The 23,049-nt window shown below is 67.2% G+C and carries 17 protein-coding genes; 15 read left to right on the top strand and 2 right to left on the bottom strand.

Annotated elements, in window-relative coordinates:
- The 3 genes from EP7_RS08185 to EP7_RS08175 all read left to right on the top strand — a co-directional run bounded on the left by EP7_RS08185 (position 1) and on the right by EP7_RS08175 (position 1,811).
- The gene (locus EP7_RS08185; RefSeq protein WP_463527352.1) at positions 1–504 is read left to right on the top strand and encodes a MarR family winged helix-turn-helix transcriptional regulator; all 504 of its coding nucleotides are present in this window, start codon (positions 1–3) and stop codon (positions 502–504) included.
- A gap of 82 nt (positions 505–586) precedes the next feature.
- A complete protein-coding gene (locus EP7_RS08180; protein WP_463527351.1) occupies positions 587–1,057 on the top strand; it encodes a DoxX family protein in 471 nt (156 codons plus the stop codon).
- A gap of 40 nt (positions 1,058–1,097) precedes the next feature.
- A complete protein-coding gene (locus EP7_RS08175) occupies positions 1,098–1,811 on the top strand; it encodes a pirin family protein (protein WP_463527350.1) in 714 nt (237 codons plus the stop codon).
- A gap of 13 nt (positions 1,812–1,824) precedes the next feature.
- On the opposite strand, the gene EP7_RS08170 is transcribed toward EP7_RS08175, so the two are convergent.
- Positions 1,825–2,571 carry a HisA/HisF-related TIM barrel protein gene (locus EP7_RS08170; protein WP_463527349.1) on the bottom strand — a complete coding sequence of 249 codons (747 nt, stop codon included), beginning with the start codon at positions 2,569–2,571 and terminating at the stop codon, positions 1,825–1,827.
- Between EP7_RS08170 and EP7_RS08165 the strand changes: the two genes are divergently transcribed.
- The 10 genes from EP7_RS08165 to EP7_RS08120 all read left to right on the top strand — a co-directional run bounded on the left by EP7_RS08165 (position 2,555) and on the right by EP7_RS08120 (position 17,205).
- Positions 2,555–3,652 (top strand): ATP-grasp domain-containing protein, encoded by a 1,098-nt coding sequence (locus EP7_RS08165; RefSeq protein ID WP_463527348.1) that lies wholly within the window; start codon positions 2,555–2,557, stop codon positions 3,650–3,652. The two genes, EP7_RS08170 and EP7_RS08165, sit on opposite strands and share 17 nt — an antisense overlap.
- 1 nt (position 3,653) lies before the next feature.
- Positions 3,654–4,679 (top strand): hydantoinase/oxoprolinase family protein, encoded by a 1,026-nt coding sequence (locus EP7_RS08160; protein ID WP_463527347.1) that lies wholly within the window; start codon positions 3,654–3,656, stop codon positions 4,677–4,679.
- Positions 4,676–5,320, top strand: coding sequence for an amino acid kinase family protein (locus EP7_RS08155; RefSeq protein WP_463527346.1), 645 nt, complete (start codon positions 4,676–4,678; stop codon positions 5,318–5,320). Before EP7_RS08160 ends, EP7_RS08155 begins: the two co-directional genes overlap by 4 nt.
- 741 nt (positions 5,321–6,061) lie before the next feature.
- Complete coding sequence (locus EP7_RS08150) at positions 6,062–9,403, top strand: PSD1 and planctomycete cytochrome C domain-containing protein (RefSeq protein ID WP_463527345.1); 3,342 nt, start codon at positions 6,062–6,064, stop codon at positions 9,401–9,403.
- A gap of 50 nt (positions 9,404–9,453) precedes the next feature.
- Entirely contained in the window at positions 9,454–10,908 is a 1,455-nt protein-coding gene (locus EP7_RS08145; protein ID WP_463527344.1) for a DUF1501 domain-containing protein, read from the top strand.
- Positions 10,909–10,996: 88 nt separating this feature from the next.
- On the top strand, positions 10,997–11,650 hold the full coding sequence (locus tag EP7_RS08140; protein ID WP_463527343.1) for a sigma-70 family RNA polymerase sigma factor: 654 nt from the start codon (positions 10,997–10,999) through the stop codon (positions 11,648–11,650).
- The gene (locus EP7_RS08135; RefSeq protein WP_463527342.1) at positions 11,647–14,067 is read left to right on the top strand and encodes a protein kinase domain-containing protein; all 2,421 of its coding nucleotides are present in this window, start codon (positions 11,647–11,649) and stop codon (positions 14,065–14,067) included. Before EP7_RS08140 ends, EP7_RS08135 begins: the two co-directional genes overlap by 4 nt.
- A 339-nt stretch (positions 14,068–14,406) precedes the next feature.
- A complete protein-coding gene (locus tag EP7_RS08130; protein ID WP_463527341.1) occupies positions 14,407–15,042 on the top strand; it encodes a choice-of-anchor R domain-containing protein in 636 nt (211 codons plus the stop codon).
- Between the two features lie 85 nt (positions 15,043–15,127).
- Positions 15,128–16,036: a dioxygenase family protein gene (locus EP7_RS08125; protein WP_463527340.1), complete on the top strand. Its 909-nt coding sequence runs from the start codon at positions 15,128–15,130 to the stop codon at positions 16,034–16,036.
- Between the two features lie 524 nt (positions 16,037–16,560).
- Positions 16,561–17,205 (top strand): EF-hand domain-containing protein, encoded by a 645-nt coding sequence (locus tag EP7_RS08120; RefSeq protein ID WP_463527339.1) that lies wholly within the window; start codon positions 16,561–16,563, stop codon positions 17,203–17,205.
- A gap of 52 nt (positions 17,206–17,257) precedes the next feature.
- Here EP7_RS08120 and EP7_RS08115 read toward each other — a convergent pair whose 3' ends face one another.
- Positions 17,258–18,952: an N-acyl-D-amino-acid deacylase family protein gene (locus tag EP7_RS08115; protein WP_463527338.1), complete on the bottom strand. Its 1,695-nt coding sequence runs from the start codon at positions 18,950–18,952 to the stop codon at positions 17,258–17,260.
- A gap of 291 nt (positions 18,953–19,243) precedes the next feature.
- Between EP7_RS08115 and EP7_RS08110 the strand changes: the two genes are divergently transcribed.
- Together EP7_RS08110 and EP7_RS08105 are read left to right on the top strand one after the other, a co-directional pair.
- Positions 19,244–20,947: an ABC-F family ATP-binding cassette domain-containing protein gene (locus tag EP7_RS08110; RefSeq protein ID WP_463527337.1), complete on the top strand. Its 1,704-nt coding sequence runs from the start codon at positions 19,244–19,246 to the stop codon at positions 20,945–20,947.
- A 162-nt stretch (positions 20,948–21,109) separates the two neighbouring features.
- Complete coding sequence (locus tag EP7_RS08105; RefSeq protein ID WP_463527336.1) at positions 21,110–22,987, top strand: CocE/NonD family hydrolase; 1,878 nt, start codon at positions 21,110–21,112, stop codon at positions 22,985–22,987.
- Positions 22,988–23,049: the final 62 nt, after the last annotated feature.

Here is a 23,049-nt window from a genome sequence, read left to right as displayed (position 1 = left end):
ATGAGTGACGCCGACCGCAAGCCTTCGAGTTCCGGCGACGAGGGGCTGAAGGCCGAGATCAAGAAGCGAGACGCGTTCGAGCGGGCCGAGGAGGAAGCGTTGCTCAACCTCGCCCGGACCAATGACGTGCTCGAGTCTGCGTTCTCGGCCCTCTTCCGCGAGCATCGCCTGACGTCCTCGCAGTACAACGCCCTGAGGATCTTGCGCGGCGAGGGGAGCCCGCTCCCCTGCCTGGAGGTGGCCTCGCGGATGATCACGAGGCTGCCGGACATCACTCGGCTGGTCGACCGCCTGGAAGAGTCGGGGCTGGTCGAGCGGACCAGGAGCCTCGAAGATCGGCGGGTCGTCTGGGTCGGCATCACCGACAAGGGACGGGCCGTGCTCTCCGGGCTGGATACGCCGGTCCGCGACTTGCAGCGGCGGCTCCTGGGGCATCTGGACCCGGCCGAGCTTGCCGAGCTCAATCGTCTGCTTGTCAAGGCTCGTCGATTCGACGCGTCCTGACCCGGGAAGGCCGCTTCGGTGGCGGCTGCTTCTCGGTCGATATTGCTTGTTGTCACATTAGTCGTGAAAAGGGGTGATTCTCATGGCGACGATCGAACGGGAAAAGACGGCGCGTGACCTGGGGTTACTGGCGATCCGCCTGATCATTGGGGTGGTCTTCCTCTACCATGGCAGCCAGAAGCTGTTCGGGGCCTTCGGCGGACCTGGGCTTGCGGGGTTCTCGGGCTTCCTGACCTCGCTCGGTGTGCCGGCTCCTGGGGTGAACGCCGTGCTGGCCGGGTCTGCGGAGTTCTTCGGCGGGGCGGCGATGGTGCTCGGCCTGCTCACCCGCCTCGCGGCCATCCCGATGGTGGCGACGATGGCGGTGGCAATCCTCACGGTGCATTCCAAGGGCTTCAACGCCGCCACGGGCGGAATGGAGTATCCCCTGACGCTGCTGGTCGTCGTCCTCGGCCTGGGATTGACCGGCGCAGGGGGCCTGTCGCTCGACGCCCTGCTCGCCCGCCGCCGGCATCGGTCAATTGGAGCAACAGAAGCCACTCGCCTCGACTGACCCGGGCTATGATGCCCCCACGCTTGAAGGAGATCCGATCATGGTCCGCGTCCGACGTTCGACCGAGCGAGGCCACTTCGATCACGGCTGGCTCGACACCTATCACACGTTCTCGTTCGGCGATTATCGCGACCCCGCCTGGGTGCGTTACCGCACGCTCAGGGTCTTGAACGAGGACCGGATCGCTCCGGGCGGCGAGTTCGGCGCCCACCCGCATCGCGATATGGAAATTCTGACGTACCTGATCGACGGCGCACTAGCCCACCGCGACAGCCTGGGCCACGGCTCGACGATCGGGCCCGGTGAATGGCAGCGGATGACGGCGGGCAAAGGAATCATGCACGCCGAGGCCAACGCCTCGAAGACCGATCCCGTCCACCTGCTGCAGATCTGGATCCTGCCGGACGCCCATGACCTGGAGCCCGGCTATGAGCAGAAGTCGTTCGCCGGCGCCACGAAGCCCGGACAGTTCGTCCTGGTCGCCTCGCCCGACGCCCGTGAGGGGTCGATGCGAATCCACCAGGATGCGGATGTCCTGATCGGCCAGGCCACCCCGGGAACTCCCGCCCGCCACGCACTGGCGGAGGGTCGGTCGGCCTGGATCCAGGTCGTCCGGGGTCAGGTCCGCGTCGCCGGTGAGACTCTGGGAACCGGCGATGCGCTCGGGGTCGACGACGTTTCGGAGATCGTGATCGAGGCGACGGTCGGGTCCAGCGAATTCCCGGCCGAGGTCCTGCTCTTCGACCTCGGTTGAACCGACGGGGGCCTCAGTGACGGAAGCGTTCGAGGTCGGTGCGCGTCAGGACTCCGCGATGCAGGGCCGTCCCGACGAGCGCACCGACCGCCCCCGCGCGTCCCAACTCGTCGAGATCTTCGACGCCAGCGACCCCCCCGCCAGCGACCCAGCGGACGCCGGGAAGCGATGGACTGAGTCGACGGATCAGGTCCGAGGCGCCGGTGCCCCGGCCCAGACCGACGCGTGCCAGGTCGAGCACGATGACGTGACCGACCCCCGCCTCGACGGCCTCTCGGGTGATCGAGTCGGGATTTCCGGGCTCGCGCCAGGCCGATCCAGGGGCCACGATCGGGGCCCCGTCCCGGAGGTCGAGGCTGAAGGCGACCCGACCAGCCCCCGCGGTCTGGACGATCTCGGCGAGGTCCAGCGGGCTTCCCAGCGATTCCAGGCCGGCCACGATCGTGCGGACTCCCGCGTCGAGCAGGGCGAGCACGGGCCCAGGCCCCGCGAGTCCGGCATCAACCCAGAGGTTGATTCCGAGGCGTGAGATCTCATGATAGAGTGAATATGACGGCGCCTGCCCCTCGATGGCGTCGAGGTCGGCCAGGTAGAGGTCCTCGAGGCCGAGCGAGTCTCGATAAGCGAGGGACAGGCCGATCGGGTCGGAACCCTGATGCAAGCGACCGCGGATCGGGCGATAATGGGCCCGATTGCCGGCGACCGCATGGACGGCCTGGCCACCCTTCAGATCGAGGACAGGGATGAGCCTGATAGGCATGGGCGATCGCTCCGCGAATCGGACGGTCTTGATCCACGAATACGCGACCGGCGGAGGACTTGCTGGCGTCAAGCTCCCTTCCTACTGGGTGAGCGAGGGGAGCACGATGAGGCGTGTCCTGGCCGAAGAGTTCTCGGCAGCCGGCGTCGACGTCGTGATGACGCTCGATGAGCAGCTGCCCGACGAGCCTGGCGCCTGGACGGTCGCGCGCGTCGGCCCCGGTCAGGAGCTGGCCGAACTCGAGCGGCTGTCGGCCGCCTGCGACGCGACGGTGCTCGTTGCCCCCGAGGCAGGCGGCATTCTACTCGAACGGGTCCGCATCATCGAGCGTTCGGGCAAGCCCATGATGGGGAGCAACCGCGGCGCGATCGCACTCGCAGGGAACAAGCTGACCATGGCAGGCTACCTTGAGTTGCGGGGGCTGCCGACGCTGCCGACCCGCCTGGTGGACCTCGCCCAAGGCCTGCCCGCCGACCTCCCCTTCCCCATCGTCATCAAGCCGATCGACGGAGCTGGCGCGGTGGACACCGTGCGCATCGACGCCTACGGCGACCCGATCCCCCTTGATGTCATCCCCGAGGGGGAGATGGTGGCCCAGCCTTACTTCCCCGGCGTTTTGCTGGGCGCAATCTTCCTCGTCTGCAACGCGGGACGGGTCTACCCCTTAACAGTCGGGACCCAGCGAATGGCCTTTGAAGGGGGTCGGTTTCGCTACGAGGGGGGGACCTTGCCCGATCCCGACGAGGCCCGAGCGAAGGCCGCCGCCGAGCTGGGCCAGAGGGCCCTGGAGAAGATCCCGGGCCTGCGCGGGCTCATCGGTGTGGACCTGATCGCCGCCGACGACGGGAAGGTGGTGATCCTGGAGGTCAACCCGCGGGTGACAACTTCAATCGTCGGGCTCTGGGCGAAGCTCACCCCCGGCCGGTTGGCACGGGCCTGGCTGGGGCTACTCGGCCTGACCGACTTCGACCTCGAGGACCTCCGGCGCATCTGGGACGACGTCCGCAAGACGCCACGAATCGACTTCTCCGCCGCCGGCCATGTGCGGGTTTACACGAGCAACCCCAGGGGGACCGCCTGAGATGGCCGCGACGAAACGGACCCTGGCGCTCGACGTTGGGGGGGCAAATATCAAGGCGGCCCATTCCTCGGGCATGGCGAGGTCGATGCCCTTCGAGCTCTGGAAGCAGCCAGACCAGCTCGGTGGCGCCCTGGCCCGGCTTGCTGCGTCGATGCCCGCGGCCGAAGTTCTGGCGCTGACGATGACCGCGGAGCTCTGCGACTGCTACGAGACGAAGACGGCGGGCGTCCTGGCCGTGCTCGCCGCGGTGGAAAACGCCGTCCCGGTCGCCCCACCCCTGGTCTGGGGAGTCGACAGCGAGTTCCACTCCCCCGACGAGATCCGGGCCCGCCCGATGCTCGCCGCCGCGGCGAACTGGCTGGCGCTCGCCCAGGTGGCCGCCAGGCTGATCCCAGAAGGACCCGGACTGCTCGTCGACATCGGCTCGACCACCGCCGACCTGATCCCGACGCGCGACGGTCGCGCCGTCCCGGAGGGCCGGACCGACACCGAGCGGCTTCAGACCGGCGAGCTGGTCTACGCCGGGGTGCGGCGGACGCCCGTTTGCGCCCTGGCCACCGAATTGCCTCACCGGGGCAGGCCCACGGGGCTGGCCGCCGAACTCTTCGCCACCACCCTGGATGTCTATCTGTCTCTGGGCGACATCTCGCCCGACCCCCTCGACGACTCGACCGCCGACGGTCGTCCCGCAACGGTGGACGACGCCCGCGACCGTCTGGCCAGGATGGTCGGCGCCGACCGCGAAGGATTCTCGCTCGACGAGGCGCGAGCTCTGGCGTTGGCCGCCGATTCGGCGCTACTCGACCGGCTTGAAATCGCGGCCAGACGCGTATTCGCGGCCGCAGGCGGCCCGCCAGCGGCGGTCGTCGTCGCCGGGACCGGCTCGTTCCTGGCTGCGCGATTAGCAGCCCGGATCGTCGGGGCCGGCAGCCCGATCGTGCGGCTCGATGATGCCTGGGGGCCCGTCGCATCAGGGGCCGCCTGCGCCCACGCCCTGGTCGTCCTCGCGGATGAGCTGGAGCGATGAACGGGCCGCTCGTCGTCAAGCTTGGGGGGAGCCTGCTCGATTGGCCCCCGCTGCCCGGCCGCCTGGCGACTCTGCTGCAAGGGCTTCGTGACCGACGGCCCGTCCTCATCGTGGGCGGAGGTCCCGCCGCCGATTTCGTCCGGACCCTGGACCTGGTCCACGGCCTGGGCGAGCCCGCCGCGCACGCTTTGGCGCTTCATGCACTCGACCTGACGGCGCACGCCCTGGCCTCGATGATGCCCGGTCTTGTCGTCGTCGATCGACTCGATCTGCTCGAGTCTGCGCGGGCTTCGGGCCGGATTCCCGTGCTGGCTCCGCGGCGGTTCCTCGATGATGAAGATCGTGATTCGACGGATCCGCTGCCGCACGACTGGTCGGTGACCACGGATACGATCGCCGCCCGCCTGGCCGTCCGCCTGGACGCCTCGTGCCTCTTGATGCTGAAGAGTGCCCCGGCCCCGGTCCCCACCACTCGTTCCGAGGCCGCCAGGCTCGGGCTCGTCGACACCGCCTTCGAGAAGACCGCAGCGTCTTTGGGTCGGGTTTGCTACCGGAACCTGAGGGACGACAACGCCTCGACCGTCCTTCTCGCTCCCTTCCCGTCGACCCACTCGCGGGAACCTGGCCCATCTTCAGGTTGACTCTGCGAAACATGGACTACGCTGGAATAGCGTCTTGTCACGCCATCTCGATCGGTCGAGTGGTGAGTTGCCGGGTCGTGTGTCCCATCTCCGGCGATTGGTACGTAAAGAAAGCGCATGACGAGACGCATGCGGAATCGAGCGACGCGATAAGTTGATCGCATTGAAGGGGGCCGGAGATGGACGGGGGACGACGCAGGAGACTCCAGACGGCCAAGGAGCGGGAGCGGGACTTCGCCAGGGCGACGTGGTATGCCTGGTGGCGTTCGGCGCGCTTCGCCCATCGATTCGGCGGACTCGAGCGGCCCGCACTCCACTGTTACGGCCGATCATCCGCCCGTGGCTCCTTCCAGGCATGTTCCCTGGCTGCCTCGGCCTGACTCCGATTTCCGGACGACCCCGCGTTAGTGGGCGGTGAATTGAACTGAATCAAGGGTCGTTTTTTGTCGAACTTTTCTAGCGGTAGTTGCTAACCAACCCCTTGCATCGAGTCGATCGCGGTTTCTTGTCATAACCGACTGTTGTCAAACGAATTGTCTGCAATCATTGGTCAGCCTTTCATCGGCTTTCAGATGGCGACGAAACTTCACAGTCCTGTCGATCCGACCTTCTGACGCCTTGACCATTGGCTCCCGGGCGTCCCAAAATCAGGCCAGTCGGAAGGCGGCAGCCGCCCCGACCCCGCCGCGTTCCTCGACCTCCCCGCCCTACCTGCCCACCCACCTGCGGGACATGACTATGGTGTCGAACCAGGCCTTCCGGCCGTGGTCCCTCGTGCCGTCGGCGAAGGTGCTGGCCTTCCTGCTGGTTGCAACCCCGGCCTTTGCGGCGGAGGACGCCGATTTCTTCGAGCTGAAGGTGCGCCCCCTCCTGGTCAAGCGCTGCCTGGAGTGCCACGGGGACGCCGGCAAGCCGAAGGGAGGACTACGACTCAGCTCGCGCGAGCTGATCCTGGCCGGTGGCGACGGCGGGCCCGCGGCTGTCTCGGGGAACCCCTCGGAGAGCATGCTCGTCGAGGTCCTCAAATACGTCGACGAGCCGCGGATGCCCCCGAAGGAGAAGCTGCCCGACGACGAGGTCGCCATCCTGACGCGTTGGGTGGCCGACGGGATGCCCTGGCCCGACTCGGGCACGCCTGCGGCCGCTGCCCTGGTCGTCGCCAAAGGAGGCATGACCCCGATCACCGACGAGCAGCGGAGGTTCTGGTCGTTCTTGCCCGTCGTCGACCCCGCACCGCCGGCCGTGCGTAACGCAGCCTGGCCTGTGTCGGACGTTGACCGCTTCGTCCTGGCTCGGTTGGAAGCGGCGGGGTTGACTCCCGCGTTGGCCGCGGACAAGCCGACCTTGATCCGCAGGGCCACGTTTGACTTGCACGGGCTCCCTCCCACGCCAGAGGAAGTTGCCGCGTTCCTCGCCGACACCTCCCCCGGAGCCTTCGGTCGGCTGGTCGATCGCCTGCTCGCTAGTCCCCGGTACGGCCAGCGCTGGGGCCGCCACTGGCTGGACGTCGTCCGGTATGCCGACTCCCGCGACTCCCGAGGGGTGGGCGGGGCCGACGATATCGGCGAGGCCTATCGCTACCGAGACTGGGTCGTCGATGCCTTCAACCGCGACCTCCCCTATGACGCATTCATCGTCAACCAGATCGCCGGCGACCTTCTCCCCTCGACGACTCCGGGCGAGACGAATGTCGACGGACTTGTTGCCACCGGCCTGCTGACGATCGGCGAGTGGGGGACGGGTGACGCCGACAAGGAGAAGATGCTGACGGACATCGTGTCCGACCAGATCGACGTGGTGAGCCGAGGGTTCCTGGGCCTGACCATCGCCTGCGCCCGCTGCCACGACCACAAGTTCGACCCGATCCCGACGGCCGACTACTACGGCCTGGCGGGCATCTTCTTCAGCACCCGGATTTTGCCCGAGCCCGGGGCCAAGACCGGCGGCTCGCCGATGTTGCGCACTCCGATCGCCACCAAGGCACAACTCGCGGCAGCCGAGCGGTACAGGGCCCGCATGGCCGAGCTGACTCCGCAGATCAATGCGGGACGCGACGCGGCCTTCGCCGCCTGGGCCAAGGGGCAGCTTCCCGCGACCTCTTCCTATGTAAATGCGGCCTGGGAATTTGCCCAAGCCTCACCGAACGGCCCGGCGAATAGCCTGCCCGTGTTCGCGGCCGCACGAGGTATCTCACCCGTCGCACTTGGTCGATGGCTTGCCTGCCTGGGCCTGGTCGGACCGACGAAGATGCTCGATCAGGTGGTCACCAACATGGGGGGCATGCCGGGCGTCCACGCCTGGTCGGCCCCCGGCGGGATCCCCTGGGTCGGTGTGAACACCAAGGCCGAGGCCGCCTCCATCGCCACATACACCCTTCCTCCGCGGTCGGTGGACCTCCACCCCGCCCCGCGCAATCCGGCCGCGATTCGTTGGCGTAGTCCGATCCAGGCGACCTTGAGCCTCCGCGGGAAGCTGGCGGACGGCGATCCAGCCGGGGGCGACGGCGTGGCCTGGTCCATCGGCCTTGGGCGATCCGGAGTCCTCCGGAATCTGGCCAGGGGGGATGTCGCCAACGGCGGATCGCAGCCGATCGATCTCAAGAAGGTCGATGTGAAGGAGGGCGACGTCATCGAGTTGTCCGTCGGGCCCAAGGCCGAATATACCTGCGACACGACCGCCGTGACCCTGGTCATCGAGGCCGTCGAGCCCGGCGGGAAATCGACCACCTGGGACCTGGCCGCGGACCTGCTCTCCGACCTGCACGCCGGCAATCCCCATTCCGACGGCCAGGGCCATGTCGCCGTCTGGTCATTCGTCGAGGTCGAGGCCGGCGGCATCAATGCGGTTCGTCCGCTGGCCGATGACCCGGTCTGGGCAAGCTGGGACGCGGCGACCCAATCGGATGATCCCGCGAAGATCGAGGAAGCCGCCGACCTGATCGGGCGCCGAGTCGCGGAGTCTCCGGCGTTTGCCGCCGCCATCGCCTCTCCCGCCGGCCCGACCTGGTCCGACTCCCTCGGAGATCTCCCCCCGACCGAACGAGAGCATCTGAGTAAGCTTGAAGCCGAGCGCAATTCGCTAGCGACCAACCCGCCCCCGCCGATCCCGCTGGCCCTGGCCGCGCAAGATGGTGGCGTGCCCAAATCGGTGTATGAGGGGATCAATGACGCCAGGATCCAGGTTCGCGGCGATTATCGACGCCTTGGCGAATCGGTCCCACGCCATTTCCCCAGGATCGCCGCCGGCGATGTCCCGCCGCCCGAACTAACGGGGAGCGGCCGGCTGGAGCTGGCCCGCTGGATCGCCCGGCCGGAAAACCCGCTGACGGCGCGCGTGATGGTCAACCGGATCTGGCAGCACCATTTCGGCGCGGGCCTGGTCAGCACTCCCGGCAACTTCGGCAAGCTCGGCGTCCCGCCCACCCATCCTGAATTGCTCGACCACCTGGCCAGCCGGTTTGCGGCCGAGGGCTGGTCGATCAAGGCAATGCACCGGCGGATCATGCTCTCGAAAACCTATCAACAGTCGACGACTTCGTCGGGCGACGGGGCGAAGCTCGACCCCGCCAACCGACTCATCGGCCGGATGAATCGGCGGCGTCTCGAGTCGGAGGCACTGCGTGACAGCCTCCTCGCTGTCTCGGGCAAGCTGGATCCGTCGCTGGGCGGCCCGTCGATCCGAGACCTGAACTCGTTCAGGCGGACGCTCTACTTGATGACAATCCGCTCGGACCGGTCGTCGTACGGCCCGCTCTTCGACGCGGCCGATAGCGCGGCGATCATCGACACGCGGACGGTCTCGACGGTGGCCCCGCAGGCGTTATTCCTGCTCAATCACCCGTTCGTGCTGGCCCGGGCCCACGATCTCGCCGCCCGCGTGATGGCGGAGGCGCAGGACGACGAGGCCCGGATCGGCCGGCTGTATTCCCTGCTCTTCGGCCGCCCGGCCGACTCCGAGGAGCGGCAGGCGGGCCTGAATCTGCTCGCCGATGCCCGCAAGGCGGGTTCCGACGCGGAAGCCGAGAGCTGGGCGGCCTATGCGCACGTCCTTCTCTGCACCAACGAATTCGTCCTCATCGATTGAATCGCCGGACATCCAGACGAACGACTTCAGTCAGACGAAGGGGTTCCCCGATGACACTCGATGACACGAATATGCTCGGGATGCCCACGCGGCGCGAGGCCCTCAGGCGACTTGGTGCAGGCTTCGGCTACCTCAGCCTGGCCGGCCTGCTTGCCGAAGAGGCCGCAGGGGCGAGCGCCTCGACCAAGGGGTCATCCCAGGCCTCAAGCGACCCATTGGCGGTCCGCCCGCCGATGTTCCCGGCTCGTGCCAAGCGGGTGATTTTCCTGTTTATGTCCGGCGGACCGTCGCACGTCGACCTGTTCGACCCGAAGCCGAGACTCGACCTCGACAACGGCAAACCTCTGCCGTTTGCCATGCCGCACTTGGAACGCACCCGAACCGGGAACTTGCTGCGTTCTCCGTTCAAGTTCTCCAAGCACGGCGAGTGCGGGGCCGACGTCAGCGAGCTGTTTCCTAAGCTGTCCAAGCATGTCGATGACATGTGCATCATCCGGTCGATGGTCGCCGACAACATCAATCACAACGGCGCCTGCCTCCAGATGAACACCGGGGAGCAGACGTTCTCACGCCCCAGCATGGGGAGCTGGCTGACCTACGGGCTGGGCAGCGAAAACCGTGACCTGCCCGGCTTTGTCGTCATCAGCCCCGCCCAGCCGGCCCAGGGGGCCCCGCTCTGGTCGTCCAGCTTCCTGCCGGCCTCCTACCAGGGGACGCTCGTCTCCGATTTGAAGCGGCCGATCGACAACACCGAATCTCCGGGCTTGGCCCCCGGCTTACGCCGCAGGCAGCTCGATGCCCTCAAGGAACTCAACGAGCACCATCGCAACGGGCGTGAGGACGATTCGAGGCTCGCCGCCCGGATCGAGTCGTTCGAGCTGGCCTACCGGATGCAGTCGAGGGCACCCGAGACGTTCGACCTGACCGGCGAGAGCCCCGCAACCCGCGAGCTATACGGCCTGAATGACCCGACGACCGCGACGTTCGGTACCCAGTGCCTGATGGCCAGGCGGCTGACGGAGCGCGGGGTCCGGTTCGTGCAGGTTTATCACACCGAGACATCCAAGCGCAAGAGCTGCCAGCTCTGGGACCAGCACGGCGGCCTGAAGACCGAGCTGCCCAACAACTGTGCCGCCACCGACGCCCCGATCGCCGGGCTTCTCGCCGACCTGAAGGCACGCGGCCAGCTCGACGAGACCCTGGTCGTCTGGGGGGGCGAATTCGGCCGGACCCCCACCGCAGAGGGGACCGACGGCCGCGAGCATCACCCGTTCGGCTTCACCATGTGGATGGCCGGCGGCGGCACCAAGGGGGGGCATACCCACGGCGCCACCGACGAATTCGGCTGGAACTCGGTCGTCGACAAGGTGCACGTCCACGACCTGCACGCGACGATTCTCCACCTGATGGGCATCGACCACACCAAGCTGACCTATCGCTACAGCGGCCGAGACTATCGCTTGACCGACGTGCACGGCGAGGTGATCACAGGCCTGCTCGCCTGAGACCCGATCGGGTCGCCGTTCCCACCGGGCCGGGCCAGGCCTACAATTCGGTCCAGACCAATTCCGCGGTCCTGGGCCGAGGCGACCGATGTCCGATGAGACTGACGACGAGGTGAGCCGGGACCTGGTCGAACGCCTTGGCGTGGGCGACCAGGACGCCCTGGCGACCCTCTACTCACGCGAACGCGACCGCCTTCGCCGCATTGTCGAGTTCCGGCTCGATGCCCGCCTGCGCGGCCGGGTCTCCGCCTCCGACGTGATGCAGGAGGCGTACATCGAGGCGCTCAAGCGCCTGAAGCACTACCCGGTCGGCGGCGACGTCCCCTTCTTCGTCTGGATGCGGACCGTCACGATCCAGCGGCTCATCGAGGTCCACCGCAAGCACATCGGCGCCCAGGCGCGCGCAGCGACCCGAGAGGTTTCGCTCGGACATGGTGGGGGGGGCGAATCGATCGACCCCAGCTCCGAGAAGATGGCCGAGCTGATGGGCGATCTTACGTCGCCCAGCCTGGCCGCCCAGCGAGGCGAGATGATCGCACGGATGCGCCAGGCGCTCGACCGCCTCGAGCCCGGCGACCGCGAGGTCCTCGCCCTCCGCCACTTCGAGGAGCTGAGCAACCGCGAGGTCGCCGCCGTGCTCGGCATCCAGACCGCCGCCGCCAGCAAGCGTTACGTCCGCGCCATCGAGCGGCTCCAGGAGACGATGGAGGCGTTCCCGGACCAGGGCGAGGAGCCCCGATGAGCCACGATGCAAGCCGGGACGACCCGACCCTCGACGTGGGCTGGCACGACGCCTCCGACGACCCATTCGACGCGCTCGCCGAAGACTTCGCCAGGCGATGCCGACGCGGCGAGGTGGCCTCGATCTCCGACGATGCCGAGCGTCACCCCGAGTTCGCCGACCGGATTCGCAAGCTCTTCCCGGCCATCGCCAAGCTCGAGCAGCTCGGCCGAACCGATCGCTCGAACTCGCCGCGCGGCCCGTTGGCCGCCCCCCCGACACGGCTGGGGGAGTTCCGGATCGTCGGCGAGCTCGGTCGCGGCGGCATGGGCGTCGTCTACGAGGCCGTGCAGGAGTCACTAGGGCGGCACGTCGCCCTGAAGGTCCTGCATTATGGCCTGGTCGACCCCAAGCGGCTCGGCCGCTTCCGCCGCGAGGCGCAGGCGGTGGCACGGCTCCACCACACCAACATCGTGCCAATCTTCGGCGTGGGCGATCACGAGGGCTTCCCCTACTACGCGATGCAGCACATCCGCGGCCGAGGGCTCGACGCCCTGCTCGCAAGCTGGAGGGCCGACGGCCCGCCCCCCATCTCCGACCGGGCCGAGTATGCCGCGGGAATCATCGCGCAGGCGGCCCTGGCGCTCCATTACGCTCACGAGCAGGGGGTGCTGCACCGCGACGTCAAGCCCGCCAACCTGCTGGTCGACAAGCACGACGCCGTCTGGCTGACCGACTTCGGCCTGGCCAAGATGACCGGCGAGGATGACCTGACCAACACCGGCGACGTCATCGGCACCCTGCGCTACCTGGCCCCCGAGGCCTTACGCGGAGAGTCGGGCCCTCGCAGTGACGTCTACAGCCTGGGCCTCACTCTCTATGAGCTGCTCACACTCAGCCCCCCGTTCGGCATCGAGCTGAGCGCCAGCGAGCTGCTGCGTCAGGTCAGCGAGGGCCAGCCGCTCGCCCCCAGGAGGCTGGACGCGGGGATTTCTCGCGACCTGGAGACGATTGTCCTGAAGTCGATCGCCCGCGAGCCGGGCCATCGCTACCAGACCGCACGCGCGATGGCCGACGACCTGGCCCGCTACCTGGAAGACCGGCCGATCCTGGCGCGGCGCGCGACACCCCTCGAAAAAGTCTGGCGCTGGGGACGTCGCAATCGGGCCGTCGCGGCGCTTTCGGCCGCGGCCGTCGGCTCGCTCCTGCTCGCGGCGATCGTCGGCTGGGCCGGCTACGTCACGACAACGAAGGCGCTCCTCGGCGAGTCGACCAAGAAAGAGGAGGCCCAGCGGGCCACTCGTCGTGCCGACGAGAACGTGACCCTGTCGCTCCAGGTCTTCGGGGAGCTATTCGACAAACTTTCCCCGCACGTCGACTTCCTCCCGCCGCCGACCGGCCGAGTCCGGCCGCCGGGCGGACGCGGGCCGCGCGACGGCTTCGCTCCACGATCGGACGAGTTCGGGCCGCCATTCGAAAGGGGGATGGGCCCGCCCGGTTCGGGAATGGATCGGCCCCCGCTCCCTCCGTCAGGGCATCGCCCGATCGAGATCGGGAGAGGTCGCCCAGAGGCTCACGGCGAGGGTGGCCCGCGAGGCGGCAGCCGCACCTCGGCCCGTGACGCGGAATTGCTCGAGAGCATCCTGTCGTTTTACGACCGGTTTGCAAGGCAGAATTCGACCAATCCGAAGCTCCAGTTCGAGGCTGCCCGGGCCTACTTCCGGGTCGGCGTGATCCGCGAGGCGATGGGCAAGGAGGACGAGTCCCTGGCCGCCTACGGGCTGGCGATCGGCCGGTTCGAAGAGCTCGTCGCCCGCTATCCGGAGGAGCCCCAGTATCGCGCCGAGCTCGTCAAGCTGTTCATCATGGCCGACCCCTGGACGGCCGACGAGGCGGGCCTCGAGCCGATGGTCATCCGCCTCAGGCGGGCCGGGGAACTGCTTGATCGCGGAGACTCTCGGGCCGAAAACTCCGAGACTCTTCGATCGAGGGTCCACGTCGACGCCAAGCTCGCCGCGGCACTGCACCGGCTCGGACGGCTCGACGAGGCAGAGGCCGCCGATCGACGGGCGATCGAGGCTGCCGACAGGCTGCTCGCCCTCTCTCCCGGCGACTTCCGTGGGCAACTCGATCGCGCCGACGTGCGCGAGGAACTCTGCCGGCTCCGCATGGAGCGAGGCGAGACCGAGGACGCCCGTGGGATGCTGGCGGCGACCAGGGCCGACCTGATGGCCGCCGCCATGGGATACCCGTCGGCCCCCCCGATTGCCGACCGGATTCGGAGCCTGGCGCAGCTCCACGTCGACCTCGGCGAGTCGGATCAGGCCGAGGCGCTACTGAAGTTGATTCGGGACCGGCGCGACGAAGTCGGGCCGCATGAACGTGGGCCCGCCATGAGGGGAAGGCCCAGGCAGGGCGGCCCGCCGCAAGGCCCCTGATCGGCCCGACCGGATGGCACGGCGGGGACACACGCGGTCCGGTCGATTCGATTTTCGGCCGATGACTCGCCCCGGAACATTCCGGCAGCTTCGCTCCCGCGTCCGCTCAGATCCACGAACGTCGACGGATTCGTTCCTCCGAAGACAATCAGCATGCGTGAATTCCAGGCGATGGCGACGACTTCGTCGTATGGGAAGTCTCGCAAGGAACCTCGGCGCGCGCCCGGCTTTCCCCTTCACGCTGACTGACATGCTGAGACGGAGACCGGCGCAGTCCGGCCCTTCTCCCTCTCGCATCAATATCAACGCAATTTCACGTCGCAACCGAGAACAGCATTGATGAACCTGCATCTTCAGCGTGGGCGGGCCGGGCTGATGCTCGCGGCCCTGGCCATGGTGGGATCGTTCTACGCGCCGGGCTCGGCACGAGCGGACTTCGTCCTGTCCGGCAATCTCGATGCACCAACGGGAGGCCAGGAGACCGCCGCCGGTGACACCTGGATCACCTCCAGCTTCGGCGGCGGTTCCTCGGCCACGGCCCTCTCGTCGATCACGCTCCTGCTCTCGAGCGCCGACGCGGGAGTCGCCGCGCTGGCCATCTACTCCGACTCCGGCCTCCAGCCCGGCGACCTGATCGGCACCCTGATCCAGGACGGCTCGTTCTCGACAGCCCTCTCCGCCGTCACCTTCAGCGCCTCGGGCATCGTGCTGTCGGCGGACACCACCTACTGGGTCGTCCTCAAGGCGACCAGCGGCTCGGTCGGCTGGGCCTGGGCGTCGAACAACGCTGGCAGTGGCGAAGGCTTCCAGAGCACGTTCGGCTCGACCGACGACGCGGGAGGCACCTGGTTCACGCAAGAAACCTACTACCCGCAGCAGATGCGTGTCTCGGCCGCCGCAGTCCCCGAGCCGGGCTCAATGGTCCTGATCGGCGTGGGCCTCGCGGGAGTTTTCATCGCTGCCCGACGCCGCTGAGGCTCGGCGCGTCCAGACGATCAGTTGAAGTGCACACGAAAATCCGGGCGATTCAACGATTGCCCCGCCTTGAAAGGATTCCGCGATGGAACTGAACCACGAGCCTAACACTCCGCCAAATCGCCGCGACTTCTTGACCAGTGGGGTCGCAGGCGCCGCCGCCCTGGCCTTCCTGTCCTTGAAGGGGACCGTCCTCGCCCAGAACATGATCGATGACACTCCGAGCCTGACGGAGGGCCCGTACTGGGTGGACGAACTGCTTAATCGTTCCGACGTCCGCAGCGACCCGACCACCGGTGTGGTCCAGTCCGGCCTGCCGACAGCCCTCGCTGTCAACGTCTCGCAGCTCAATGCCGACGGAACGGTCTCACCCCTGTCCGGCGCAGTGGTCGACATCTGGCACTGCAATGCCCTGGGAATCTACTCGGATATGGCCGTCGAGGGGACACTCGGCCAGAAGTTCCTCCGCGGCTACCAGGTCAGCAATTCCCGCGGCAACGTCCGGTTCTATTCCATCTACCCGGGCTGGTACAGCGGACGTACCACTCACATCCACGCGCAAGTGAGAACCTATCAAGCTGATGGCACGACGGTGACTTATAACTTCGCCACTCAGTTCTTCTTCGACGACACAGTCACCGACGACGTCTACACGTACGTCGCGCCTTACGTCGCCCGGCCTGGCCGCGACACCAACAACGCCATCGACGCGATCTACCACGGCGGGTCGAACGACGGGACCCCGGCCTCGAACGCCGGCACCTACCTGATGCTCCGGCTCTTCGAGAATCGCTCCCGCGCAACTGCGTCTTTCAACATCGTGCTCGACCTGACAAACGAGGCGAATGAGGTCGGCGGCGCCCCCGGCGGTGGAATGCTCCCCCCCGACGGAGGTGGAGGCGTGCCCCCCGATGGCACCTTCCCCCCGACAGGCGGCACTCCCCCAACAGGCCCTCCCCCCAATGGCGGCACCGGCATACCTCCGACTCCCTGAGAGATCCGAGCCGCTCGGCCCGCGGACCCACTTCGGCTCTCGGAGCGGGGCGGCGAGCTGAAATCGGTCAATCCGGCCTCCACGCCTGAACGGATGATCCACTTCGCCGTCGTAGACGAACATTTCCCCCGGGACGCTCACTCGGATCTCCCGGGATTTCCGGGCGTTTCTACGACTCGACGAACATCACGGCCGATCGGCAAGCCGAGGCCTTATCCGCTTTGACCTACGAGCGGAGATGCTCCGGCCGGGTCCTTGGAATATCGACGCACGGGTGTCTCCGACCGGAGGCGGCCGGCGTTATCCCAGGAAGAGGCGGGTCGTATCTCGGACGGAGCCGGTCCCGAGGGCTCCGCGGCCGGACGATTCTCACTCGCCGGCGAACCTCCCCCGATGCTCCGACGGACGCCGTGAGGTCCGCGGGCTACCCTGCGACCGTCCCAGGTAGAGGAGAAGGATCGGCGGATCCAAACCTTCGGCAACGGGCCGGCAGGCAAGACAACAACGAACCAACGAGGAAATTGATGCAATCCCTGCGAAAAATCGCCATGACCGGCGGACTGCTCTTCCTCAGCACGAATGCCTGGGCCCAACAAGGACCTGGAGGCGGTCCGCCCCCCGGCCAGGGGGGCCCGGGCGGCGACCTGACGGCCCGGATGATGGCCTTCGACTCGGACAATGACGGCAAGATCACCAAGGTTGAGGTGACCGACGAGCGCCTCCAGCGGCTCTTCGAGAGGGCCGACGCGGATAATGACGGATCCGTGAGCAAGGACGAACTGACAACCTTCGCCGCCCAGCAACCACGCGGTGGCCCGGGTGGCCCCGGCGGACCCGGGGGCATGTCCCGTCCCGGCGAGATCCTCTCCCAGCCGGTTCGCCGCCGCCTGAAGCTCACTGCGACGCAGGAGAAGAGGATCGCCGCGTTGCAGAAGGACGTCGACACCAAGCTCGCGGCCATCCTCGACAAGAGCCAGGAGAAGCTTCTCGCCCAGATGAAGACGAATCCCGGCGGGCCTGGTGGCCCTGGCGGTCGAGGCGGCCCCGGCGGCTTCGGCGGTCCTGGTGGCCCTCCTCCGGGCGGCTTCGGCGGACCCGGTGGCCCTCCGCCCGACGGCTTCGGTGGCCAGAATGGCCAGGATCAAGGGTTCGAGCAGCCCCAGGAATGAAGCACGCGAGACCCCCGACCGTTGAAGTGATCGGGGGTCCCGCTGTCGGATCTCAACGCCCCTTGCGCAGGGCCCGGCCGGGCTTTGCGCCGGTGGGCTTGCCCGCTTCCAGCACCGGAACACCATTGACGATCACAGCCTCGATCCCCTCGTTGTATGCGAACGGCTCAAGGAAGGTCGACCGATCGATGACCGTGTCGGGGTCGAAGACGACCACGTCGGCGTACATCCCGGGCCGCAGCAGCCCTCGATCGGTGAGGCCGAGCTTGTTGGCGTTCAGGGAGGTCATCTTCCGCACCGCCTCCTCGACCCGCAGGACGCCCCGCTCGCGTGCGTAGACGCCGAGAACGCGCGGGAAGGTGCCGAAGTTCCTCGGGTGCGGATGCCCGCGTCTCAGGGGACCTTCGATGGCCATGGCCGACCCATCGGAGCCGATCGAGCACCAGGGCTGACGCATTGCCGTCGTCATGTCCTCCTCGGTGTGATGCGCGTAGATCGTGCCGATGGACCCGTCCTCGTCGATCAGGAAGTCGAAGAGCAGGTCCAGGTCCTCGGGTGCCGGATTACGTCCGATGGCCATCGAGGGCAGGATGACGTCCATCGTCTTCCCCTCGTACTTCTGGTTCTTGGAACTGAGCTTGGCGCTTAGCAACATCCGCGACCAGTCTCCGCCCACGGCCGTGAAGTGGTTGTACCAGCCTGGGATTCCGCCTCGAATGTCGCGCTTCATCCTGGCCCTGGCCTCGGGGTCGGCCAGTCGCTTCAGCAGGTCGGCCTTCCCGCCCTCGTGGGCCCAGGGGGGGAGGATGGTCACCAGGTCGTTGTTGCCTCGGGTGTACGGATAGACGTTCGCCTGCACGTCGACCCCCCGGGCGCGGGCGGCCTCGAACCGGGCGACCACCTCGGCCATGCGGCCCCAGTTCGACTTGTCGGCGATCTTCAGGTGGATCACGTCGACCCGCACGCCGGCCTTCTCGCCGACCGCGATCGCTTCGTCGATCGACTTCAAGACATCCGGCCCCTCGTTGCGAATGTGCGACGAGAACAGGCCGTCCCTGGCCTTGATGGCCGAGGCCATCAGGGCGACGTCGTCGGTGGTGGCCAGCAAGCCGGGCGGGCTGGCCAGCATGCTGGACATGCCGAACGCCCCTTCGTCCATCGCCTCGGCGATGAGCGCCTTCATCTCGTCGAACTGCGCCGGCGTGGGCCGATCGAACGAGTCGCCCATGACGCACTCCCAGACCGTGGCCATCCCGACGTGCGAGGCCACGTTGATGGCCACGCCCGCCTTGTCGACCGAGTCGAGATAGCCGCCGAGGGTCGACCACCGATAGGTCACGCCGCCGAACTCGACCGTCTCCGCGGGTCGCTTCCCCTTCGACGGGCCTGCCGAGTGCGACTCGCCCAGGACGTCTGTGGTTACACCCTGCCGGACCTTGCTCTGCGCCGAGCCGTCTTCCAGGATGAGCATGTCGGAATGCGAATGGGCGTCGATGAATCCGGGAGAGACCATCCGCCCGCCGGCGTCGATCGTCCGCTTCGTCGGGGCGTCGGCCGGGATGACCCCCATGGCCGCGATCCGGTCGCCCCGAATCGCCAGGTCCCCGCGCCTCCAGGGGCCGCCCGTGCCATCGACCAGCCGTCCATTGCGGACAATCAAGTCGTAGGGCTCCTCGGCGCCCGAAACGGGCCGCGGAATGGCCCCCAGCATCAACGCGCAAATCCCGATAAACGTCCGACACGTCATGGCGGCTGCCTCCTCCTCGCGGGTTGTCACCCTGGCTATCGAAGGCGAGTCTACGGCCCCACGGGCCGCCCGGCCAGCGTGCCCCGGCTCCCCATCATCGGGTGTCCATGAAAAGATCGACTTGATGCGGATGGGCGTCCGGCCTACAATCATGAGCTTCGTTTGTCCGGCGATGCCGCCGCGGATGCGCGCTCAATCCCATCGAGGGGCTCCTCGCCCTTCTCCTCCCGTTCCCCGGTCCGCGAGCAAGTCCTCCGCCGACCTCCCCCACCCCGTCGAGACGCCGCCCCCATGATCCGCCTGACCAACGCGCGCAAGAGCTACGGACATCAGGTCTTGTACGACGGCGTCGACGCGTCGATCGTCCGCGGCGAGCGGATCGGCCTGCTGGGGAAGAACGGCGCGGGCAAGTCCACCTTCTTCAAGATCCTCATGGGCGTCGACCACGTCGACTCGGGCGAGGTCACCCGCGATCGGCGGTCCTCCATCGGCTACCTCCCCCAGGAAATCCACCCCCTGCGCGAGGGGACCGTCTTCGAGGCCATGCTCGGCCACCTCGGACCCTGGACCGTCGCCGACCGCAAGCTCAAGCAGGTCATGCTCGGCCTGGAGCAGGGCGATCCCAAGGCGCTCGACGAGTACGACGACGCCATGGAGTCGTTCCTCGTCGCCGGCGGTTATGAGATGGAGTCGCGAGCCAAGGCGATCCTCCTCGGACTTGGCTTCACCGTCGACGGCCTGGAGAACCAGGTTGCCACCCTCTCCGGCGGTTGGGCGATGAGGCTCGCGCTGGGAGGTCTGCTCGCGTTCCAGCACGACCTGCTGCTGCTCGATGAGCCGACCAACCACCTCGACCTGCTCAGCGTCAAGTGGTTCGAGGACTTCCTCCTCACCTACCCCGGCGCCATCCTGATTACTTGCCACGACCGCGACTTCCTCGACCGCGTCATCACCAAGACGTTCGAGCTGGACATGGGTAAGCTCAACACCTATCAGGGCAACTACTCGGCGCACATCCCGCAGAAAGAGCACCGGATGTCGGTGCAGCAGGCCTCGTATGACGGCCAGCAGAAGAAGATCAAGCAGATGCAGGACTTCGTGGATCGCAACCGGGCCAACGCCGCCACCGCGTCGCGTGCCCAGAGCCGCATGAAGGCCATCGAGAAGATCGAGCGCATCGACGCCCCGCAGACCGACAACAGCTCGCTTCGGATCAAGCTGCCCGAGCCCCCCCGCAGCGGCCAGATCGTCGCCAAGGTCGAGGAGGCCTCCTTCGCCTACGGCACCAAGGTCGTCTACTCGGGCCTCAGCATCGAGATCGAACGCGGCGACAAGCTGGTCCTCGTCGGGCCCAACGGCGCCGGCAAGACGACCCTGATGAAGCTACTGGCCGGCATCCACGAACCGACCCGCGGCAAGATGACGCTGGGGAACAACGTCTTCTCCACCTACTTCGCCCAGCACCGCGTCGAGAGCCTGAAGCCCAAGGACACCGTGATTCAGAGTCTCCGCGAGGTGCACCCGCACGCCAGCGAGGGGGCCCTCCGTCACATGGCGGGCGCTTTCCTGTTCGGCGGAGACGCCATCGACAAGCCCGTCTCGGCCCTCTCCGGCGGCGAGAAGACCCGCCTCTGCCTGGCCAAGATCCTCACCGTCGCCCACAACTTCATCATGATGGACGAGCCCACCAATCACCTCGACATCGCCAGCCGAGACGTCCTGGAGCAGGCCCTGCAAGGCTACGAGGGGACGCTCTGCTTCATCAGCCACGACGAGCACTTCATCCGAGCCGTGGCTAACAAGGTCATCGAGGTCGAGCGCGGCAAGGCCACGATCTACCCGGGCTCGTATGACAGCTATCTCTTCATGAAGGCCAACAAGCAAGACTCCGACAGCCCGTTCGCCGTCCTGACCCGGGGCCTTCCCGCCCGCCCCAAGGCCGGCGGCGATGAGCCCGCCGCCAAGGGCCGCCGCCGCGACGCCTCGGTCGCCTGAGCCTGGGCGTGCCGAACCGCGATCATTCGACGCCCCGCCCGCCCACCGTTGTGGCCGGCGGGGCGTCGTCGCGCGCCCCAGGCCGTTGCGATCCCGCCCCGTGCCGAATAGCCTGTCGGGGCCTCCCCACTCGATTCGAACGCACCGCCGGAGGATCGCCCGATGCGTCGCCCGTCCCGGGTCCCGTTCACGTTCGTCGTCGCCCTCGCGGCCTGGTCTCTCGCTGGCCATACCCACGCACAAGGCATCGAATATGTTCGTGCTCATTACACGAAGTATGAATACAAGGTCCCGATGCGCGACGGCGTCAAGCTGTTCACGGCGGTCTACGTCCCCAAGGATGACTCCAAGACCTACCCCATCCTGTTGAATCGGACGCCTTATTCCGTCGCCCCCTATGGCACGGACAAGCCCAGAGAGAACCTCGGACCGTCGGCCTTGTTCGGCAAGGAGGGTTACATCTTCGCCTATCAGGACGTCCGAGGCCGCTGGATGTCCGAGGGCGAGTTCGTCCACATGCGACCATACAAGCCCGAGAAGGCCGGCAAGGAGATCGACGAAAGCTCGGACACCTACGACACGATCGCCTGGCTGCTGGAGCACGTCCGCGGCCACAACGGCAAGGTCGGCCAGTCGGGCATCTCCTATCCCGGCTTCTACACCACCATGGGCATGATCAACGCCCACCCGTCGCTCATCGCCGCATCGCCTCAGGCCCCGGTCGCCGACTGGTTCGTCGGCGATGACTGGCACCACAACGGCGCCCTCTTCCTGGCCCACGCCTTCAACTTCATGGCCAACGTCGACAAGCCGCACTCTGGGCCGACCAAGAAGCCCGGCATCCCCTTCGACCACGGCACGCCCGACGGCTACGACTTCTTCCTCAGGCTCGGCCCGCTCAGCAAGCTCACCGAGACGAGCCTCAAGGACGTCCCCTACTGGAAGGACATCGTCGGACATCCCGATTACGACGCCTTCTGGAAGGCCAGCAACGTCCTCCCCCACATCAAGAACATCAAGCCCGCCGTGCTCAACGTCGGCGGCTGGTTCGACGCCGAGAATCTCTACGGCATCCTCGAAACCTACAAGGCCGTCGAGAAGAGCTCCGCCGAGACTCCTAACACCCTCGTCATGGGCCCCTGGCTGCACGGCGGCTGGGCCGGTGGCGATGGCGCCTCGCTTGGACACGTGGGGTTCGACGCCAAGACCTCCGAGTTCTATCGCGAGACGATCGAATTCCCCTTCTTTCAGAAGCACCTGAAGGGGGCCACCGTCCTGGAATTTCCCAAGGCCTGGGTCTTCGAGACCGGCCACAACCGCTGGCGTAAATTCGCCCAGTGGCCCCCCGCCGATGTGAAGGCCAGGGCCCTCTACCTGGGCGACTCGGGCACGTTGCTCGACTCGCCCGCCAGTACCGATGCCCCGGCCGCCGACGATTACGTCAGCGATCCAGACAGGCCCGTCCCGCACCTCGACCGTGTCAACATCGGCATGACCGGCGATTATATGATCGGCGACCAGCGATTTGCCTCACGCCGGCCTGATGTGCTCGTCTATCAGTCGGAAGTCCTGGAAGAAGACCTCACCATCGCCGGGCCCGTGACCGCCGAGCTACACGTCTCCACCACCGGCACCGATTCCGACTGGGTCGTCAAGCTCATCGATGTCTATCCCAATGACTTTCCCGACCCAAATCCCAACCCGACGGGCGTCCGCATGGGCGGATTCCAGCAACTCGTCCGCGGCGACGTGATGAGGGGTAAGTATCGGGACGGCCACTTCAGCGACCCCCAGCCCTTCGAGCCGGGCAAGCCCACCCCTCTGAACATGGCGATGAACGACACCCTGCACACGTTCCGCGCCGGCCACAAAGTCATGGTCCAGATCCAGAGCAGCTGGTTCCCGCTGGTCGACCGCAACCCGCAGACCTTCGCCGACATCTATTCCGCCAAGCCGGGCGACTATCGCAGGGCGACCCAGACCATACATCGGTCGAAGGTCCTGCCGTCGAAGGTGACCATCAACGTTCTCGCCCCCTGAGACCCCTCCGATGCGAATGCCACGGCCGCTCCGCAGCTTCAGGAGGCTGTGGAGCGGCCGTT

The organism is Isosphaeraceae bacterium EP7 (assembly GCA_038400315.1).
GTDB lineage: Bacteria > Planctomycetota > Planctomycetia > Isosphaerales > Isosphaeraceae > EP7.
This window is presented reverse-complemented; position numbering and strand designations above follow the sequence as displayed.

Bases quoted from the DNA above. Each gene is read 5' to 3' on its own strand.
- EP7_RS08185 (WP_463527352.1), top strand. From the start codon at position 1: ATGAGTGACGCCGACCGCAAGCCTTCGAGTTCCGGCGACGAGGGGCTG.
- EP7_RS08180 (WP_463527351.1), top strand. From the start codon at position 587: ATGGCGACGATCGAACGGGAAAAGACGGCGCGTGACCTGGGGTTACTG.
- EP7_RS08175 (WP_463527350.1), top strand. From the start codon at position 1,098: ATGGTCCGCGTCCGACGTTCGACCGAGCGAGGCCACTTCGATCACGGC.
- EP7_RS08165 (WP_463527348.1), top strand. From the start codon at position 2,555: ATGAGCCTGATAGGCATGGGCGATCGCTCCGCGAATCGGACGGTCTTG.
- EP7_RS08170 (WP_463527349.1), bottom strand. From the start codon at position 2,571: ATGCCTATCAGGCTCATCCCTGTCCTCGATCTGAAGGGTGGCCAGGCC.
- EP7_RS08160 (WP_463527347.1), top strand. From the start codon at position 3,654: ATGGCCGCGACGAAACGGACCCTGGCGCTCGACGTTGGGGGGGCAAAT.
- EP7_RS08155 (WP_463527346.1), top strand. From the start codon at position 4,676: ATGAACGGGCCGCTCGTCGTCAAGCTTGGGGGGAGCCTGCTCGATTGG.
- EP7_RS08145 (WP_463527344.1), top strand. From the start codon at position 9,454: ATGACACTCGATGACACGAATATGCTCGGGATGCCCACGCGGCGCGAG.
- EP7_RS08140 (WP_463527343.1), top strand. From the start codon at position 10,997: ATGTCCGATGAGACTGACGACGAGGTGAGCCGGGACCTGGTCGAACGC.
- EP7_RS08135 (WP_463527342.1), top strand. From the start codon at position 11,647: ATGAGCCACGATGCAAGCCGGGACGACCCGACCCTCGACGTGGGCTGG.
- EP7_RS08130 (WP_463527341.1), top strand. From the start codon at position 14,407: ATGAACCTGCATCTTCAGCGTGGGCGGGCCGGGCTGATGCTCGCGGCC.
- EP7_RS08125 (WP_463527340.1), top strand. From the start codon at position 15,128: ATGGAACTGAACCACGAGCCTAACACTCCGCCAAATCGCCGCGACTTC.
- EP7_RS08120 (WP_463527339.1), top strand. From the start codon at position 16,561: ATGCAATCCCTGCGAAAAATCGCCATGACCGGCGGACTGCTCTTCCTC.
- EP7_RS08115 (WP_463527338.1), bottom strand. From the start codon at position 18,952: ATGACGTGTCGGACGTTTATCGGGATTTGCGCGTTGATGCTGGGGGCC.
- EP7_RS08110 (WP_463527337.1), top strand. From the start codon at position 19,244: ATGATCCGCCTGACCAACGCGCGCAAGAGCTACGGACATCAGGTCTTG.
- EP7_RS08105 (WP_463527336.1), top strand. From the start codon at position 21,110: ATGCGTCGCCCGTCCCGGGTCCCGTTCACGTTCGTCGTCGCCCTCGCG.